Origin of the sequence: Variovorax atrisoli 110B, from assembly GCF_000382045.1 — a bacterium.
GTDB lineage: Bacteria > Pseudomonadota > Gammaproteobacteria > Burkholderiales > Burkholderiaceae_C > Variovorax > Variovorax atrisoli.
On record NZ_KB907453.1, the window covers coordinates 103267 to 121861 of the forward strand.

Annotated in this window: 17 protein-coding genes; 8 read left to right on the forward strand and 9 right to left on the reverse strand. The window is 68.7% G+C overall.

The annotated features are described in order from the left end of the window. Nucleotides 1–8 precede the first annotated feature (8 nt). Nucleotides 9–911, forward strand: coding sequence for a LysR family transcriptional regulator (locus G369_RS0114350; RefSeq protein WP_019654697.1), 903 nt, complete (start codon nt 9–11; stop codon nt 909–911). A gap of 3 nt (nt 912–914) precedes the next feature. Here G369_RS0114350 and G369_RS0114355 read toward each other — a convergent pair whose 3' ends face one another. Next, on the reverse strand, nt 915–2126 hold the full coding sequence (locus tag G369_RS0114355) for a D-amino acid dehydrogenase (RefSeq protein ID WP_019654698.1): 1212 nt from the start codon (nt 2124–2126) through the stop codon (nt 915–917). 191 nt (nt 2127–2317) lie between these two features. Between G369_RS0114355 and G369_RS0114360 the strand changes: the two genes are divergently transcribed. The 5 genes from G369_RS0114360 to G369_RS0114380 all read left to right on the forward strand — a co-directional run bounded on the left by G369_RS0114360 (nt 2318) and on the right by G369_RS0114380 (nt 6452). Continuing rightward, entirely contained in the window at nt 2318–3217 is a 900-nt protein-coding gene (locus G369_RS0114360; RefSeq protein WP_019654699.1) for a transporter substrate-binding domain-containing protein, read from the forward strand. Nucleotides 3218–3340: 123 nt separating this feature from the next. Beyond that, complete coding sequence (locus G369_RS0114365) at nt 3341–4090, forward strand: aspartate/glutamate racemase family protein (RefSeq protein ID WP_019654700.1); 750 nt, start codon at nt 3341–3343, stop codon at nt 4088–4090. A 104-nt stretch (nt 4091–4194) separates the two neighbouring features. Then, complete coding sequence (locus G369_RS0114370) at nt 4195–5094, forward strand: dienelactone hydrolase family protein (protein ID WP_019654701.1); 900 nt, start codon at nt 4195–4197, stop codon at nt 5092–5094. A gap of 118 nt (nt 5095–5212) precedes the next feature. Next, complete coding sequence (locus G369_RS0114375) at nt 5213–6133, forward strand: ZIP family metal transporter (RefSeq protein WP_019654702.1); 921 nt, start codon at nt 5213–5215, stop codon at nt 6131–6133. 115 nt (nt 6134–6248) lie between these two features. After that, a complete protein-coding gene (locus G369_RS0114380) occupies nt 6249–6452 on the forward strand; it encodes a hypothetical protein (RefSeq protein ID WP_019654703.1) in 204 nt (67 codons plus the stop codon). An 80-nt stretch (nt 6453–6532) separates the two neighbouring features. On the opposite strand, the gene G369_RS0114385 is transcribed toward G369_RS0114380, so the two are convergent. The 8 genes from G369_RS0114385 to G369_RS0114420 are packed head-to-tail and all read right to left on the reverse strand — an operon-like array spanning nt 6533 to nt 16241. Continuing rightward, nucleotides 6533–7981, reverse strand: coding sequence for an N-acyl-D-amino-acid deacylase family protein (locus tag G369_RS0114385; RefSeq protein WP_019654704.1), 1449 nt, complete (start codon nt 7979–7981; stop codon nt 6533–6535). A gap of 35 nt (nt 7982–8016) precedes the next feature. Continuing rightward, nucleotides 8017–9009 (reverse strand): ABC transporter ATP-binding protein, encoded by a 993-nt coding sequence (locus G369_RS0114390; RefSeq protein WP_019654705.1) that lies wholly within the window; start codon nt 9007–9009, stop codon nt 8017–8019. Further along, nucleotides 9006–10037, reverse strand: a complete 1032-nt coding sequence (locus tag G369_RS0114395) for an ABC transporter ATP-binding protein (protein WP_019654706.1) — start codon at nt 10035–10037, stop codon at nt 9006–9008. The genes G369_RS0114390 and G369_RS0114395 overlap by 4 nt, the downstream gene beginning before the upstream one ends. 13 nt (nt 10038–10050) lie before the next feature. Then, entirely contained in the window at nt 10051–10971 is a 921-nt protein-coding gene (locus G369_RS0114400) for an ABC transporter permease (RefSeq protein ID WP_405054333.1), read from the reverse strand. Between the two features lie 7 nt (nt 10972–10978). After that, a complete protein-coding gene (locus G369_RS0114405; RefSeq protein ID WP_007831166.1) occupies nt 10979–11914 on the reverse strand; it encodes an ABC transporter permease in 936 nt (311 codons plus the stop codon). A gap of 19 nt (nt 11915–11933) precedes the next feature. Continuing rightward, on the reverse strand, nt 11934–13526 hold the full coding sequence (locus G369_RS0114410; RefSeq protein WP_019654708.1) for an ABC transporter substrate-binding protein: 1593 nt from the start codon (nt 13524–13526) through the stop codon (nt 11934–11936). A 54-nt stretch (nt 13527–13580) separates the two neighbouring features. Continuing rightward, nucleotides 13581–15032: a M81 family metallopeptidase gene (locus tag G369_RS0114415; protein WP_019654709.1), complete on the reverse strand. Its 1452-nt coding sequence runs from the start codon at nt 15030–15032 to the stop codon at nt 13581–13583. A gap of 51 nt (nt 15033–15083) precedes the next feature. Next, nucleotides 15084–16241 (reverse strand): NAD(P)/FAD-dependent oxidoreductase, encoded by a 1158-nt coding sequence (locus G369_RS0114420; protein ID WP_019654710.1) that lies wholly within the window; start codon nt 16239–16241, stop codon nt 15084–15086. Nucleotides 16242–16443: 202 nt separating this feature from the next. Here G369_RS0114420 and G369_RS35805 point away from each other — a divergent pair, with 202 nt between their 5' ends. Both G369_RS35805 and G369_RS0114430 read left to right on the forward strand, forming a co-directional pair. After that, nucleotides 16444–17220: a helix-turn-helix domain-containing protein gene (locus G369_RS35805; RefSeq protein ID WP_020723074.1), complete on the forward strand. Its 777-nt coding sequence runs from the start codon at nt 16444–16446 to the stop codon at nt 17218–17220. 87 nt (nt 17221–17307) lie between these two features. Further along, nucleotides 17308–18576, forward strand: a complete 1269-nt coding sequence (locus G369_RS0114430; protein ID WP_019654712.1) for a M20/M25/M40 family metallo-hydrolase — start codon at nt 17308–17310, stop codon at nt 18574–18576. Nucleotides 18577–18595 lie beyond the last annotated feature (19 nt).

Here is an 18595-nt window from a genome sequence, read left to right on the forward strand (position 1 = left end):
CGCTCGCGATGCGACTGCGCCACATCGAAGTCTTCAACGCGATCATGCTCACGGGCAGCGTGAGCGCGGCGGCGCGGCTCATCAACATCACGCAGCCGGCGGTGAGCCGCACGCTGCAGCATGCCGAGCTGCAGCTGGGCTTTCCGCTGTTCCAGCGCGCCAAGGGCCGGCTCACGCCGACCACCGAGGCGCTCACGCTGTACCCGCACATCGAGCGGCTCTTCGCGCAGCTCGACGAGGTGCAGCGGCTCGCCTCCAACCTGCGCACCGCGGGCGACACGGGTGAACTGCGCATCCTGAGCGTGCTGGCGCTGAGCTACGACATCCTGCCGCGCGCGCTCAAGGCATTCCGGGAGAAGCATCCGGGCTATGCGATCACGGTGGAGTCGCTGCATTCGCCGCAGATCATGTCGGCGCTGCTGCTGCAGGAGGCCGACGTGGGCTTCGCATTCAGCCCGGCGGTGCATCCTTCGCTCACGCAGGAGACGCTGGCCGACAGCCGCATGGTGTGCATCGCGCCCAAGGGCATGCTGCCGCGGGCGCTGGTGCGCAACGGCTCGGTTGCGCTGCACGACCTCGTGGACCGGCCGGTGATCGGCCTGGACAGCCGCGACCCCGTGGGCACCAGCCTGAGCCAGGCCTGCCGGCAGGCGGGTGTGGGCTTCCAGCAGGCGGTGGTGACGGTGCAGACCTACCACGCGGCATTGGCCATGGCGCACCATGGCATCGGCATTGCGCTGGTCGACGGCTGCACCGCGCGCTCGGCCGACCGCGAGAAGGTCGACGTGTTGATGCTGGAGCCGCACATCCCGGTGCCGATCCGCGCTCTGCGCTTCGCGGCGCGGCCCGATTCGGTGGCGGTGCGCGGCATCACCCGCTGCATGCAGCAGGCGATCCAGGAAACGATCTAGGGCCTAGGCTCCCAAGGCCTGCGCGACGCGCAGCGCCGAACCGAAGGCCAGCGTGAAGCCCAGCGCGCCGTGGCCGGTGTTGAACAGCATGTTCGAAGGTGCGCCGTCCAGCCGGCCGATGATCGGCAGGCCCTTGGGTGTGGCGGGGCGCATGCCGGTCCACGGGTGCAGCTCTTCGAGCCGGCTCGCATGCGGAAAGAGGGCGCGCGTGGCGGCCGCCAGCGTCTCGATGCGCGTGGCCGGAATGCTCGCGTCGTGCCCCACCAGTTCGGCCATGCCCGCCACCCGAAGGCGCGAGCCGATGCGCGCGAACACCACCTTGCGCGCACTGTCGGTCACGTTCACGCGCGGGGCGGCGCCGGGGGCAGGATCGACCTCCACCGTGATGCTGTAGCCCTTGAGCGGATACACCGGCAGGTAGGCTCCGAGCGCGCGCCCCAGCTTGTGCGAGGCCGAGCCCAGCGCCATCACGAAGGCATCGGCTTCCACGTCGCCGTTGCCGGTGCGCACCGCGGCGACGCGGCTTGCGCTGCGCACGAAGCTGCTCACCTCGGTGCCGGAGATGAAGCGCACGCCGCGCTCGGCCAGGGCCTTCGCCAGCTCGGTGCAGACCTTGAGGCAGTCGGCCGCGCATTCGCTCGGCGTGTAGACGGCGCCTGCCATCCTGTCGCGGTAGCCGGCGAGCGCAGGCTCGATCGCAATGCATTCCTCCGGCGTCACCAGCCGCTGCTCGCTGCCCATGGTGCGCTGCAGTTCGAGCTGCGCTCGCGCGCTTTCGAGCGATGCTGTGCTGGCGTAGAGCACCAGCTTGCCGGTGGCGGAGAAATCGCAGTCGGGCGAGAGTTCGGCGCGCATGGCCTCGAACTCGATGCGGCTCGATGCGGCCAGCTCCAGCAGCCGCGCGGTGGTTTCGCGCGAAGTGCGCGCGTTGCAGGCTGCGAGAAACTCCATGCCCCAGCGCCATTGAAGCGGATCGAGCTGCGGGCGCAGCTTCAGCGGCGAGCTGGGCGACAGCAGCAGCTTGGGCAGCTGCCTCCAGATCGACGGATCGGCCAGCGGCTGCACGTAGGAATAGCTCAGCTGCGCGCCATTGCCGCCGCTGGCGCCCGAGCCGGGGGCGGCGCGGTCGATCACGGTGACTTGATGGCCCTGGCGGTCGAGCTGCCAGGCGGTCGCCAGGCCCACGATGCCGGCGCCGAGCACACACACATGCATGGGGCAGCTTTCCGGAGATTGAATCGAGACAGTGAACGCGACTGTAGGCGCGCGCGGCCGGCGCCGGAAATGCCAAAAGCGCCCCCGCCCATAACCTTTGGGCATGGCCCGGCCTGCTATTGGAATTTGTCGTTTCATTTGTCCTCTTCCTACACTGGCCGCCTGTTCAGTTCAACCGTATGAGGGCCCGAATGAAACGCTCCGTCCTGATGGCCTCCGTGGCCTCCATCGCTGCCTCGCTGCTCTTCGCCTCCACGGGCGCCCAGGCTGCCGACACGCTCGCCAAGATCGCGCAGTCCGGCAAGATCACGCTGGCCTACCGTGAATCGTCGGTGCCCTTCAGCTACCTCGAAGGGCCCGGCAAGCCGATCGGGATGGCGGTCGATCTTTCCAACGCCGTGGTCGAGGCGGTGAAGAAGAAGCTGAACAAGCCCGACCTGCAGGTGGCGCTGATGCCCGTGACCTCGCAGAACCGCATTCCCCTGATCACCAACGGCACCATCGACCTGGAGTGCGGCTCCACCACCAACAACACCGCACGCGGCAAGGAAGTGGCCTTCGCCATCAACCACTTCTATACCGGCACTCGCCTGCTCGTGAAGAAGTCGTCCAACATCAAGAACTACGCTGACCTCGCGAAGAAGACCATCGCCAGCACCACGGGCACCACCAATGTGCTGGTCATGCGCAAGTACAACATCGAGAAGAACCTCGGCATGGACATCGTGCTCGGCAAGGACCATGCCGACGCCTTCCTGCTGCTCGAGAGCGACCGTGTCGTGGCCTTCGCCATGGACGACATCCTGCTGTACGGCCTGATCGCCAACGCCAAGACGCCGGGCGACTACGAAGTGGTGGGCGACTCGCTGCAGGTGGAGCCCTACGCCTGCATGCTGCCGAAGGACGACCCCGCCTTCAAGAAGCTGGTGGACGACACCTTCGCGGGCCTGATGAAGAGCGGCGAGTTCGAGAAGCTCTACAACAAGTGGTTCATGCAGCCGATCCCCCCGAAGAACGTGCCGCTGAACCTGCCGATGAGCCCGCAGCTGAAGGAAAACCTCAAGGCCCTCAGCGACAAGCCCGCGACTTGAGTCCACCCCCGGGCTGCGCGCACTTCGCGTCGCGCACGCCTTCCCCCTTCCGGGGGCAATACCAGCGGGCCGGCGAAGCCGGTTCCGCGGTATTCCTGAAACAGAGATAGAGACAGAGAGATCATGAGTTCGACCAACGTCGTCGGCATTCTTGGCGGCATGGGCCCGGCGGCCGGCGCCGACTTCGTGCGGCTGTTCGTGCAGGCCTGCGCGCAGCAGCTGCGCGCGCGCGGCGAACCGGTGCGCGACCAGTCCTTTCCGGAGCACTGGCTGGCCCAGGTGCCGGTTCCCGACCGCACCGACGCGCTGGCTTCTCCCGAACAGGGCGCGCACCAGCCGCTGGAGCCGATGCTGCAGGCGCTGGGCCGCCTCGCCGCGCTCGGCAGCCGTGCCGTGGCCATCGCCTGCAACACGGCCCATGCCTGGCACGCGAGCCTTCAGGAGCGCTTTCCGCAGGTCGAGCTGCTGCACATGGCGCGCGAGACGGCGCAGCACCTGGCCCGCCAGGGCGCGAGCGGCGTGGCGCTGATGGCCACCGAGGGCACCTACCGCGTGCGGCTCTACGAGCAGGCGCTGGCCGAGGCCGGACTGGGCTGCCACATCCCTTTGCCCGATGAGCGCCAGGCCATCACGCGAGGCATCTTCGACGGCGTGAAGGCCGGCAACATGCTGCTGGCCGAGCAATGCTTCTCGGAGGTCGCGCTGAGGCTGGCCGAGCGGCACGGCCCGGTCTCCATCATCATGGGCTGCACCGAGGTGCCGCTGGGCCTGCAGGACTCGGCCGCGGTGGCGGGGCTCGACCTGGTCGACCCGGCGCAGGTGCTCGCGGCGGCGCTGGCCCGGCGGGCCTACGGGGCGCGCCAACCCCATTGAAGTTTGGGGGACATAGGGGCAGCGGCCGATTTCGCCTACATTGCGGCGTGCGTTTTTCCACAACGCCACGTCCCTTGTCCGACGATCCAACCGGAGCCCGATACATGCCTCTCGACGACGACAGCCGTTCCGACTTCGATTCGCTTCGCCCCGGCGACAGCACCGAGCAGGGTGCCACGCGCCGCACCGCCCTCAAGGCCGCCATCGGCGTGGGCTATGCCGCAGCCGTGATGCCGGTGAGGGCGCAGACCGCCATCAGCACCCCGGCCGACGGCCTGAAGGCCGGCCCCATCAAGTACGCCGTCGGGGACTTCGAGGTGCCCGCCTATGCGGCGGCGCCCGCCGGAAAGACCGGCCTGCCGGTGATCCTGGTGATCCAGGAGATCTTCGGCGTGCACGAATACATCGCCGACACCTGCCGCCGCTTCGCCAAGCTCGGCTGCCTGGCCATCGCCCCCGAGCTGTATGCGCGCCAGGGCGACCCGCGCGGCTACACCGACATCCCGAAGCTGCAGGCCGACATCGTCTCCAAGGTGCCCGACGCGCAGGTCATGGCCGACCTCGACGGCGCACTGGCCTATGCCAAGGCCAACGGCGGCGACACCAGCAAGGCCGGCATCACCGGCTTCTGCTGGGGCGGACGCATCGTCTGGCTCTATGCGGCCACCGGCAAGGTCAAGGCGGGCGTGGCTTGGTATGGCCGCCTGGTCGGCCAGGCCAGCGAGCTGACGCCGAAGCACCCGGTCGATGTCGCCGCCAGCCTGCAGGCGCCGGTGCTCGGCCTCTATGGCGGAAAAGACCAGGGCATCCCCCTTGACACGGTTGATAAGATGAAAGCAGCTCTGGCAACCGGAACCCCGGCGGCCAAGGCCTCGAACTTCGTCGTGTATCCCGAAGCGGGCCACGCGTTCCATGCCGACTACCGACCCAGCTATGTGAAGAGCGCGGCGGAAGACGGCTGGCAGCGTGCCACGGCCTGGTTCAAAGCCAACGGCGTCGCCTGAAGACGGCGCCCGTCAGCCAACCCCGCCGAAGGCCGTCCTCGTGACGGCCTTTCTCTTTTTATGATCGGTATGCGGCCCCGGAAAAGTTCCAGCGGCCGTCTTTCTTGCGCAAGCAGCTATGAATTTGATAGTCATCATCGCGGCGACCCTGGTTGCCGGTATCGGAAGCGTGTGGGTCGCGGCCCTGCTGTTGAAGGTGGGGGTGCGCAGCGGCTCGGGCGGCGTGAACCCGCAGCACCTGTTGAGCCTGGCGGCCGGCGCGCTGCTCGCCACCGCATTCATGCACTTGCTGCCCGAGGCCTTCGAAAGCCGCATCGAGCCCGGACTGCTGTTCGGCGTGCTGCTGTTCGGGCTGGTGTTCTTCTTCCTGCTCGACAAGGCGGAGCTGTGGCACCACGGGCACGAGCACCATCATGGCGAAGAGAAGAAGGGCGCGGCAGACGGCCACGATCACCGCCACCACGGGCACGACCACTCCCACGGCCATGTCCATGCACACGACCATGACCACAGCCACGGCCCCCGCACGGGCGGCTGGGCCGTGCTCACCGGCGACAGCGTGCACTGCTTCGGCGACGGCATCCTGATCGCCTCCGCCTTCACCGCCGACCTGCGCCTGGGCATCGTGGCCGCGCTCGCGGTGCTGGCGCACGAGATCCCGCACCACATCGGCGACCTCGTCGTGCTGCGACAGAGTTCCGCCAACCAGCGCGCGGCGCTGGTGAAGGTGTCGCTCGCCGGCACCATGACCGCGCTGGGCGGCATCGTGGGTTGGTGGCTGGTCGACCAGCTCCACGGCCTGCTGCCGTACTTCCTGGTGCTGGCTGGCAGCAGCTTCGTCTACGTGGCGCTCGCCGACCTGATCCCGCAGTTGCAGAAGCGCCTGCCCGCGCGCCAGACCGCCGCGCAGATCCTTTGGCTGGTGGCGGGCATTGCGCTGGTCACGCTGGTCAGCCGTCTCGCGCACGGCGAGCACGGGCACGAGCACGGCCATGACGACCCCGGCCACGGGGAGCATGGCCACGTGCACAAGGACTGATCTTCAGGCCGGCGCGCGAAACTTTCCGACACCGACACCTCGCGCCGGATGATCCGCAACGGCCCAAACAGGCGCACCATAGGGGGCCTGTCAGAAACAAGCCGAGGAACAGATCATGAACGCCACCGCGCGATCCGCTTCACCCGCCGAAGACGATGAGGACGACCTGCCCGTCGACGACTTCGAGGAGCCCGACACCGACGTGGGCGACGATCTCTCGGAGGAAACGGGCATCGATCTTTCCGATGCGAGCGAACTCGACGCGGACAACGTGCCGGCCGATGAGGAATTCGACCGCGTGATGAACGCGCCCGATTGAAGGGCTCGCCCGGCTTCGCGAACTTGCACTTTCCTTGTGTCGCTGCGGGCTCCAGGGCATCCCCGCAGAGGGGCTGTTCGCTAGCGCCGCGTGATCACCTGCCCGTTGCGTGCCCCGCAGTGCGCTCCGTTGCGCCATGTCAGCGCGCCGTTCACGATCACCGCATCGATGCCTTCGGCCGGCTGCATCGGTGATTCGTAGTTCGCGGTGTCGCGCACCGTCGCGGCATCGAAGATCACCACGTCGGCATGGTGGCCCGGCTTCAGCGTGCCGCGCTCGTGCAGGCCGAAGTTGCGTGCGGTGAGCCCTGTCATCTTCCATACCGCCGTCTCCAGCGGGAACAGGCCGACGTCGCGGCTGTAGTGCCCCAGTACGCGCGGGAAGGTGCCCCACAGGCGCGGGTGCGGCTTGTCGCCCAGCGGGATGCCGTCGGAGCCGATCATGGTCTCGTCGAAGGCGAGGATGCGCTGCACGTCGTCCTCGTCCATCATGAAGTAGATCGCGCTGCCGGGCTGCAGCCGCTTCGCCGCCTCTTCGCCCGACACGCCCCATTCGGCCGCGATGTCCTTCAGGTCGCGGCCCGCGCATTCGGGGTGCGGCACGCTCGAGGCGATGAGCACGCGGCCTTCCATCATCCCGCGGTCGGTGCGGATCATGGTGGAGCCGGCGGTGTAGGGGTAGCAGTCGAGCCCGATGCACTGGTGCTTCATCGCTTCCTCGATGAAGGGCAGCGTGACCTTCGTCTTGCCGAAGTTGCGCGTGTTCTGCACCTTGTGGTGCGACACCACCACCGGAATGCCCAGCGCGCGCCCGATGTGGAAGGTTTCCCCCAGCGACTCCATCACGCGGTCGCTCTCGTCGCGCATGTGCGTCACGTAAAGCGCCTTGCGCGAGGTGAGCGGGCGGCCGACCTCGATGATCTCCTCGGTCGTCGCCTTCACCGCCGGCGGGTAGAAGGTGCCGGTCGACAGGCCGATGGCGCCGGCCTGCATCGCTTCCTCGACCATCGCCTGCATGGCCTTGATCTCGGCTTCGTTCGCGGGCCGGTCGAGGTCGGACATGGAGACCGCGCGCAATGTCGAATGGCCCACCATCGCAGCGACGTTCACCGATGAAGGCGTGGCGCGCAGCGCATCGAGGTACGCGGCGAAGCTGGTGAAGCGGCCTTCTGCGGGCGAATCGAGCAGGCTCAGCGGCATCGGCAGGTCCATGTCGGCGCGCAGCGGTGCGGCGCTGATGCCGCAGTTGCCCGCCACCACGGTCGTCACGCCCTGCGACACCTTGAACGGCATCTGCGCCTGAGACAGCACCGCCTGGTCGTCGTGCGTGTGCGAATCGATGAAGCCCGGCGCGACGATCCGGCCGCTGGCGTCGATCGTCTGTTCCGCCGTGTGGCCCGCGAGCTTGCCGATGGCGACGATGCGGTCGCCGACGATGCCGACGTCGGCGTCGAAGCGCGGAGCCTTGGTGCCGTCGATCACGGTGCCGCCGCGGATCAGCAGTTCGTAGTGGGGGAGCTTGTCGGACACGGGGGAATCCTTTCTTTCGAGTTTCTTGTCTCTCTTCAGCGGAAATGGCAGGCGACCAGGTGGCTTCCGTTCGCGGACGACGAAGGTCGCTCGCCGAGCTCCGGCGCCTTCTCCTTGCACACGGCCTGCGCCATCGGGCAGCGGGTGTGGAAGCGGCAGCCCGAGGGCGGGTTGGCCGGGCTCGGCGGATCGCCCTGCAGCAGCATGCGGCGCGCCGGCGTGCGCGGGTTGGGCACCGGCACGGCCGACAGGAGAATCTCGGTGTACGGATGCAGCGGCGCCGAGAACAGCGTGTCGCGGTCGGCGATCTCGACGATGTGGCCGAGGTACATCACGGCGACGCGGTGGCTGATGTGCCGCACCACCGCGAGGTCGTGCGCGACGAAGAGGTACGCGATGCCGAACTCGGCCTGCAGGTCCATCAGCAGGTTGACCACCTGCGCCTGCACCGACACGTCGAGCGCCGACACCGGCTCGTCGCACACGATCAGCTTCGGGTTCAGCGCCAGGGCGCGCGCGATGCCCAGGCGCTGCCGCTGCCCGCCCGAGAATTCGTGCGGAAACTTCTTCGCCGCCTCGGGCCGCAGCCCCACGCGCGAGAAGAGCCACTGCACGCGTTCGCGCCGCTCGGCGGCCGCGCCCATGCCGAAGTTGCGCAGCGGTTCCGCCACGATGTCTCCGGCCGTCAGCCGCGGATTCAGCGAGGCATACGGGTCCTGGAAGATGATCTGCAAATCGCGCCGGCGCATGCGCATGTCCTCGGCCGAGAGCGACAGCAGCTCCCGGCCTTCGAGCTGCACCGAGCCCGAGGTCGGCTCGACCAGCCGCATCACCGACTTGGCCGTGGTCGTCTTGCCGCAGCCCGATTCGCCGACCAGCGAGAGCGTCTCGCCGCGCGCGACGTCGAAGGAGACGCCGTTCACCGCCTGGATCGACGGCCTGGCCGGCCGCAGCCAGCGCTTGGGCGTGGTGTAGTGCTTGCGCAGGTCACGCACTTTCAGCAAGGGCGTTGCAGCGGTTGTCGTCATGCGGCGATCTCCTCGGCACCGGCCCAGTTCTCCTCGACGGCGAAGCAGGCCACCACGTGGTCGCCGCCTTGCTGCGTCAGCCGCGGCGTTTCGGCGCGGCAGCGTTCGCGCGCCTGGCTGCAGCGTGCCGCGAAGGCGCAGCCTCGGCCCAGCTCGTGCGCGGCCGGCACCAGCCCCGGAATCTCGGTGAGCCGCGTGCTCGCGGTATTCATGGCGGGCATCGAGGCCATCAGTGCACGGGTGTAGGGATGCAGCGGGCGGTCGAACAGATCGACCACGTCGGCTTCCTCGACCTTCCTCCCGGCGTACATGACGACCACGCGGTCGCAGCTCTCGGCGACCACGCCGAGGTCGTGCGTGATCATCACCACGCCCATGCCCAGTTCCTTCTGCAGCCGCTTGATGAGATCGAGGATCTGGGCCTGGATGGTCACGTCCAGCGCGGTCGTCGGCTCGTCGGCGATCAGCACCTCGGGGTTGCAGGCCAGGGCCAGCGCGATCATCACGCGCTGGCGCATGCCGCCGGAGAGCTGGTGCGGGTACTCGTTCACGCGGCGCTCGGGCTCGGGAATCTGCACTACGCGCAACATCTCGACCGCGCGCTTCATCGCGTCGGCGCGGCTGGCCTTCTGATGCAGCTGCACTGTCTCCGCGATCTGCCGGCCCACGGTGAGCACCGGGTTCAGCGAGGTCATCGGCTCCTGGAAGATCATCGAGATGCGGTTGCCGCGGATCTGGCGCATCTCGCGCTCGCTCAGCCGCATCAGGTCGGTGCCGCGCAGCCGCACGGCGCCCATGTGACGGCCGGGCGGCGTGGGCACCAGCCGCAGGATCGACAGGGCGGTGACGCTCTTGCCGCAGCCCGACTCTCCGACCACGCCGAGCGTGCGGCCAGCGCGCATCGTATAGGAAACGCCGTCGACCGAGCGCACCACGCCCGCGAGAGTGTGGAAGTGCGTGCGCAGGTTGTCGACTTCGAGCAGCGGCTCGCCGGGTGCGAGCGCGGTGTGGGACATGGGGATCGTCATGGCCTGCCGTCCTTCACAGTTGCCGTGCCAGGCGCGGGTCCAGCGCGTCGCGCAGGCCGTCGCCCAGCAGGTTGATGGCCAGCACCGTGGCCGCCAGCAGCAGGCCCGGGTACAGGATGATGTGGAACGCCACCGCCACGAAGTTGCGGCCCTCGGCCATCATGTTGCCCCAGCTCGGCGTCTGCGAAGGCACGCCCACGCCGAGAAAGGACAGCGCAGCCTCCGTCAGCACGGCGGCGGCGGCCACGAAGGTGGCCTGCACGATCAGCGGCGCCACGGTGTTCGGCAGCACGTGGCGCACCAGGATCACCGGAAGGCGCGTGCCCACCGCATGCGCGGCCTCCACGAAGAGCTGCTCGCGCAGGGTGAGCGCCAGCGAGCGCACCAGCCGCACCACGCGCGGTATCTCCGGCACCGTGATGGCGACGATCACCGTCGTCAGGCTGGCGCGGGTCACGGCCATCAGCGCGATCGCCAGCAGGATGCCCGGGATGGCCATGAGCCCGTCCATCACCCGCATGATCGGCCCGTCCGCCCATCGCACGAAGCCCGCCACCAGCCCCAGCGCGACGCCGAGGAAGGTGGCCAGCAGCGCCACCGAGGCGCCGACGATCATCGACACCCGTCCACCCCACACGGCGCGGCTGAACACGTCGCGCCCCAGCGCGTCGGTGCCGAACCAGTGCTCGGCCGAGGGCAGCTGCATGCGCGCGAGCGGGTCGATGTCCTGCGGGTCGTGCGTGGCGATCCACGGCGCGGCGATGGAAAGCGCCGCCACCGCGATCAGCAGCAGCGCGCCGACGATCAGCGTCGGGTGCTTGCGCAGCCAGCGCAGGCGCGGCGGAACGAAGGGGGCCTCGGCCGGCGGCGCGACTTCGGCTTGGGCAGGCGTCGCGGGCACGTCGATGTCGCTCATGGGTAGTACGGAGGACATTGCGGGTTCAGTACTGGATTCGCGGATCGAAGAGCCGGTAGCTCAGGTCGATCAGCAGGTTGATCAGCACGTACACGCCCGCCGACAGCAGCAGCACGCTCTGGATCACGGGGTAGTCGTGCCGCTGCACCGAGTCGATCACCAGCCGGCCCACGCCGGGAATGGCGAACACCGTCTCGGTGACCACTACGCCGCCGATCAGCAGCGCGATGCCCGCGCCCACGGTGGTGGCGATGGGAATGGCCGCGTTGCGCAGCGCATGCCCCAGCACCGGCAGCACGCCCAGGCCCTTGGCGCGCGCGGTGCGGATGTAGTCCTCGTGCAGCACTTCGAGCACGGTGGCGCGCGTCATGCGCGTCACCAGCGCGATGTAGACCAGGGCCAGGTTCACGCAAGGCAGCACTAGGGAGCGCAGCCACTCGCCCGGGCCCTCTGCGAAGCGCACGTAGCCCTGCACCGGAAACCACGGCAGCTGGATCGCGAAGCTGTAGACCAGCAGGTAGCCCACCAGGAAGACGGGCACCGAGAAGGCCAGCACCGCGAAGAGCATCACCAGCCGGTCGATCCAGCTGCCCGCGCGGTAGGCCGCGAGCGTACCCAGCGGCACCGACACCACCAGCGTGATGAGCATGGTCAGCGCGGCGATCGACACCGTGGGCTCCAGCCGCTGGCCCAGCAGCTGCGTGACGGGCATCTGCGTGAAGATCGAAGTGCCCAGGTCGCCGGTGAAGAGCTTGCCGATCCACAGCCCGAACTGCTGCCACAGCGGCAGGTTCAAGCCGAGCGCGGCGCGCAGCTTCTCGATGTCTTCGGTGGTGGCGAGGTCGCCCGCGATGAGTGCGGCCGGGTCGCCCGGCGAGAGGTGGATCAGCAGGAACACCACCACGGCCACCACCGCCATGACGGGCAGGGTCGCGATGAAGCGTCGAACGATGTAGCCCATGGCGGTGTCCTTCCGGCCCTTACTGCCTGTCGAGCGCCCAGACCGTCGGCATGCCGGACCAGAGCTTGTCCAGGCCCTTCAGGCTGGTGCGCGCGGCGAAGGCGGCCGAGTACTGGCCGGCGTTGATGTACGGCACGGCCTCGTAGGCGCGGGCCTGGAAGGCGTCGAGCAGTTCCTTGCGCCTGGCGGGCACGGTCTCCTTCAGCCAGGCGGTGCGCAGGTCGTCGAGCTGCTTGTCGCAGGGCCAGCCGGGCAGGGTGTTGCCGCAGGCTGCGCTCAGGTAGGCGTTGCTGATGGGCGAGTTGGCGTCGAACTCGCCGGCCACGGTGACGTAGATGTTCCAGCCGCCGGCGTCGGGTGCATCGCGCTTGGCGCGGCGCGCGCCGATGGAAGCCCAGTCCATGGTCTGGGCATCGACGTTCAGGCCGATGCTCTTCATGGTCTGCGCGGCCATCAGCGCCTCGGCGTTCAGGTAGGGCACGTCGCTGGGTACCAGCAGCACCACCTTCTCGCCCTTGTAGCCGGCGTCGGCGAGCATCTTCTTGGCCTTGGCGACGTCGGCCTTGCGGTAGGGCTCGGCGCCGGCCGCGGTGTCGTTGGGACTGCCGCAGATGAAATAGGTGGCGCAGTAGGCCATGCGCATGTCCAGCGGGAAGCCCATGGCCGCCATGAAGCGCTCCTGGCTCACGGCCTGCAGCAGTGCCTGGCGCACCTTCGGGTTGTTGAAGGGCGGATGCAGCTGGTTCATCACCAGGAAGCCCTGGTAGGCGCCGCCGGAGCCGATCTTCACGCCCGTGTCGGTGCGCAGCGGCGCGATGTAGTCGGGCGGCAGCTGCTCGATGATGTCGACCTCGCCGCGCTTGAGGGCGGCCACCGCGCTGTTGGCGTCGGGCAGGTAGAGCCACTCGACGCGGTCGAAGTTGCTCTTCTTGCTGCCGGCCAGGCCGCTCGGCGGTTCGCTGCGCGCCACGTAGTTGGGGTTGCGCACGAACACGGCCTTGTTGCCCGGCACCCATTCGTCGCGCTTGAACACGTACGGGCCGGAGCCCAGCACTTCGGTAAGCGGCGCGGTGGCCGGCAGCTTCGCCAGCCGCTCGGGCAGCACCACCGGCGGAAAGCCCGAGGGCTTGGCCAGCGCGTCGAGCACCATGCCGAAGGGTTCGGCGAGCGTGAGCGTGAAGGTGCGCGCGTCCGTCGCCTTCCACTCGGCGCCGCTGGCCGCCATGGCGCGGCCGAGGCTGTCGCGTGCGGCCCAGCGCTGCAGCGACGCGACCGCGTCGGCCGAGGTGACTGCGCTGCCGTCGGAGAACTTGAGGTTGGGGCGCAGCGTGAAGCTCCACTGCTTGCCGTCCTTCGAGGCGGTGTACTTCTCCACCATCTGCGGCTGCGGCTTGCCGTTCGCGTCCTGCGCGAAGAGCGTGTCGTACACCATGTAGCCGAAGTTGCGCGAGATGTAGGCGGTGGTGAAGGTCGGGTCGAGGATCTTCAGGTCGGCATGCGCCACCACCTTCAGCGTCTTGGGCTGCGGCGTCTGGGCATGCGCGGGAAGGCTCGCCGCGAAGGCGGTGGAAAGGGCCAGGGCGGCGAGAGCGCCAAGCGTCCGTCGTTTCATCGTCGGTTCTCCGGTGGGAAGGCAGCAGGAAAGGAAGGCGAAAAGAAGGAGGGCTCAGGCCGCGACGCCGATCGGCCATTTCGGCAGGCGGGCCTTGCGATAAGGCAGCGTGTTCAGGTCGAGCGTGACGGCGCCCGGCGCGCCCGCATAGATGACGTGCTTCGCCACCTTGGAGTACGACGCGTAGAAATGCTGCGACGACTTCACGACGATGATCTTCTTCGCTGAGAGGTCGCAACCGAGCTGCGTGAACAGGTCGGTGCCCATCGCCTGGTTGCGCAGCGTGATCAGCACGATCTCGATGCCGTTGGCCTCGACGAGCGCGCTGTCGCCCATCAGCGTGGGCGTGCCGGCCAGGCCGGTCATCACCAGGTCGTGCTTGAGCGCCTTCACGGTGCATTCGAGGTCGAGCGGGTCGCCGGACAGGGGGCTGATCTTGCCGCCGATGCGCATCGGCAGCTTCGCGCCCACGCCGGCGTCGAAGGCGATGCGCACCGCGATCGGGTCCCACAGCGGGCCCAGCGCCGCGTTGGCGATGCCGCGTTCGACCATGCGTCGCAGGATGAATGTGGAGTCGCTCGCGGCGCCGCCGCCGGGGTTGTCGGCACCGTCGGAGATCACCACCGGGCCGCCGTTGAAGGCCAGGGCCTCGTCGAGCGATGCATCGATGCCGGGGTAGTTCACGGTGAGGCCGTCGCGCATCGCGATGACCTCGTCGGCGAGCTGGCGCGCCAGCATGTCGGCCTTGGCCTTGTCGCCGTCGGTGTAGACCAGCACCTTGGTGCCCATCTCGGGCACGTCGCCCCAAGAGAACCCGTGCGTGAGCGAGATAGAGAGCACGCCGTCCTTGCCCTCGAGCGACTGCATGCGCTCGACGAAGCCGCGCGCCGGCTGGCGCGAGGTGTGGACGGTGACGATCATGTCGCAGTCGACCACCGCCGCCACCGGACGCACCTTGCCCTCGACCGTGGCGGCGCAGATGTCGACCAGCTCCAGCCCGCGTTCGAGCACGTCGGTGTGCGGGTACTCCTTGAAGGAGATCATGACGTCGGCGTTGGAGATCATCTCGGGCGTGAGGTGGTTGTGCGGATCGAGCTCCGCGCCGATCACCACGTCGGGCCCGACGATCTGCCGCACGCGCGCCAGCAGGTCGCCTTCGCAGTCGTCGTAGCCGTCGGCGACCATCGCGCCGTGCAGGCCGAGCAGCACCATGTCGACCGGCAGCACGGCGCGCAGGTCGTTCAGCAGCTCGTCGCGCAGCGTCTCGTAGGCGTGGCGCGTGGTGGTGCCGCTGGGCTGCGCGCCGGCCACCATGCCTTCGAACAGCGTCCAGCCCTTGTCGGCGCCGCGCATGCGGGCGGCCCACAGCGGGCCCGAGAAGAGCGTCATCGCCTCGGGGTGCTTGCCGGCGGGGAAGTAGCCGCGGTCCTTGAAGGAGGCGAGACCCGTCGGCATCGGGCCGAAGGTGTTGGTTTCGGTGGCCAGGGAAGCACTGAAGACGCGCATGGTCGAACCTCGTGGAGTGTTTGTGTGGTTGTTGTGAGAAGCAGGCCGGGCTCAGCCCGCGGCCGCACGCAGCCGCTGCGGACCCAGCATTTCCGCCGTGAGCCCGAAGGAGGCGATGCGCTCCGGCAGCGGTAGCCCGCGCGCGAGCGCGGCGCAGGCCTCGCCCATGGCAGCCGAGGTCTGGATGCCGTAGCCGCCCTGTGCCGCCACCCAGAAGAAGCCGGGCACGCCGGACTCGAAGCCGCCGACCAGGTCGCCGTCGGGCACGAAGGAGCGCAGGCCGGCCCAGGTGCGCGTGGGGCGGCGGATGGAGAGCGTGGTCGCCTCCTCGATGCGGTGCATGGCGATGGCGATGTCCATCTCCTCGGGCTGCACGTCCTGCGGCTCGACCGGGTCGGCATTGGCCGGCGAGCCCAGCAGCATGCCGGCGTCGGGCTTGATGTACCAGCCTTCGTCGGCGCCGAACACCATCGGCCAGTGCGCCACGCTCTGGCCTTCGGGCGGAGCGAAGATGAAGGCGGAGCGCCGGCGCGGCTCGATGCCCAGCGGAGGCACGCCGGCCATGCGGGCGATGGTGTCGACCCATGCGCCGGCGGCGTTGAGAACCACGGGCGCTTCGTAGACTGAGCCGCCGGCTTCGACGCGCCAGCGCTCGCCGACGCGCTCGATGGCCGTCACGCCCGCATCGCACACCAGCCTGCCGCCCGCGCGGCGCATGCCGCGCAGGTAGCCCTGGTGGATGGCGTGCACGTCCATGTCGGCGGCGTCGGGCTCGTACACGGCGCCCAGCACCTGTTCGGGGCGCAGCGCGGGCACCATCTCGCGCGCCTGCTCGCCGCTCAGGCGGGAGGCGCCGGTGTCCATGGCGCGCAGCACTTCCCAGTGGGCTTCGAGCTCGGCCATGTGTTCTGCGCCCGCGACCATCATCGCGCCGCGCGGCGTGAGCAGCGGATGCTCGCTGAAGCCTTCGGGCGGGTGTTCGAGGAAGGCGCGGCTCGCCATGGTGAGGGCGCGCACCTGCGCTGTGCCGTAGCTTTCCATGAAGAGGGCAGCGGACCGGCCGGTGGAGTGGTAGCCCGGTTGCGATTCGCGTTCGAGAAGGATCACGCGTGCGTGCGGAGCGAGCCAGTGGGCCACCGAGGCCCCGGCGATGCCGCCGCCGATCACGAGGAAGTCAGCCACGACGGGCTCTGCAGTGCTTGAAGTCATCGACGAAAAGTGTAGGAACAATTTTGCGGATACGCAAATTGATTCGGCAGCTCCAAGGGGAAACCATGATGCACCGACCTGGTGAAATTTGCGTTCGCGCAATTTGCGTATACGCAACTTCCGGGCCCGCCCAGCGCGGGTCGGCATGGATGAGGCGCGCCCCGGCTGGCAGAATTGCCGGCACCACAAGAGAAAGCCAAGCGTGAATCCACACACAGGGACCAAGACGGGGACGAAGCCCAGGGAAGAGCCGCCCACGCTGGACCGCGCCACCTTCGGCAACCGCCTGCGCAGCGCGCGCAAGCGTTTCGGCTGGACGCTGGCGCAACTGGCGGAGCGCTCGGGCGTATCGATCACCACCATCTCGCGCGCCGAGCGTGGCCAGCTCGCGCTGGGCTACGAGAACTTCACCGCGCTGGGCCGCGCGCTCGAGATGGACATGAACGCGATGTTCGCCGGCGCAGGCGTCAAGCCCGCGCAGCTCGACGGGCCGGTGGTCACCCGCTCCGGCAAGGGCGTGGTCTACAAGGGGCTTTCCATCGCCTACGAATTCCTCGGCACCACCGCGGCCGGCAAGCAGATGAGCCCCATCGTCGGCACGGTGCACGCGCGCAAGATCCACGGTCCTGAAGACTTCGTGCGGCATGGCGGGGAGGAGTTCGCCTATGTGCTGTCGGGCGAGATCGAGGTGCACTTCGACAACGGCGAGGTGGTGCGCATGGCCAAGGGCGACTCGCTCTACTTCGACAGCCGCCTGGGCCACGCGTACATCAGCGTGAGCCGGCAGCTCGCGCGCATCGTGGGCATGACCATCGGCGAGAGCGGGCACATGCAGTCGGCGCGGGAGGGAGAGGAGCGTCCCATGCCGGCACCAGCCGCCCGGAAAGGCGAGGAGCCCGTTGCGTCGGCGCTGCCCGCGAAGGCGTCGAAGGGGCAGTCGAAGCCCTCGCGGAAAGCCGCGGCGGCAAAGAGCGCGTAGCCGCCCCTGCGCCGTGTCTCCGATTTGCTCGCCGCGCGGGGCCGCATGGCTATGCTGTGCGCCGTCATCCACTCCAGAGAAAAAACCATGACCTCGCGTCTGCCTTCATTCCCGCTTCGCTCCATGGCGCTGGCCTGCGGCCTTGCGCTCGGCGCCGTCGCCGGCGCCCACGCGGCCCCCGATGCGAAGCTGCTCGCTGCCGCCGAGAAGGCGCAGCCCGCGGTGATCGACAACCTCAAGGAGATGGTGCTGATCGAATCGGGCAGCCTCAACGTCGACGGCCTGCTCAAGATGGCCGACGTGGTCGAAGGGCGCCTGAAGGCTGCCGGCTTCAAGACCGAGCGCCGCAAGGCCACGGCCGGCGCGGGTGCCGACATCGTGATCGGCACGCTCAAGGGCACGGGCAAGCGCAAGATCATGCTCCAGGGCCACATGGACACGGTTTACGCGCCGGGCATTCTCAACAGCCAGCCCTACAAGATCGACGGCAACCGCATCTACGGCCCCGGCATCGCCGACGACAAGGGCGGCCTCGCAGTCATGCTGGCTTCGCTGAAGATCCTGGCCGACGCCGGCTGGCGCGACTACGACACGCTCACCGTGCTGATGAACCCCGACGAGGAAGTGGGCTCGGTCGGCTCCGGCGAGCTGATCGCGACCATCGCCGACCAGCACGACACGGTGCTGTCGTTCGAGCCGACGGTGGCGAAGTCGGTGGTCAAGGGCGAATCGCTGCTGCTCGGCGCGGCCGGCATCGCCACGGCCACGCTCGAGGTGAAGGGGCGCGCGTCGCACGCTGGCGCAGCGCCCGATCTGGGCCGCAACGCGCTGTACGAGCTCTCGTACCAGATGCTGCAGACCAAGGATCTCGCCAAGGACATTCCGGGCGTTACGCTCAACTGGACCGTGGCGCGCGCCACCGGCCCGCTCAACCAGATCACCGAGAAGGCGCAGGCGCAGGGCGACGTCCGCATCACCCAGCCCGGTGCCGAGAAGAAGCTGGCCGAGGCGCTGCAGGCGAAGATCGCATCGGGCAAGCTGATCCCCGACACCGAGACCACGGTGAAGGTGGAGGTGGGCCGACCGGCCTTCATCGCGGGCGACAAGGGCCGCGCGCTGGCCGAGAAGGCGCAGGCCATCTACAAGGAAATCGACCGCGAACTCGCGCTGACGCCGATGACCGGCGGCGGCACCGACGCGGGCTACGCAGGCCGCTCGGGCAAGGCCACGGTGGTCGAGAGCTTCGGCCTCGCGGGCTTCGGCTATCACGCACGCGACGAGTACATCGAAGCCGATTCGATCGTGCCGCGCGTCTATCTCGTCACGCGGCTGCTGACGGAGATCGGCAAGAACTGAAGTCGAAGGGAAGCGGCCC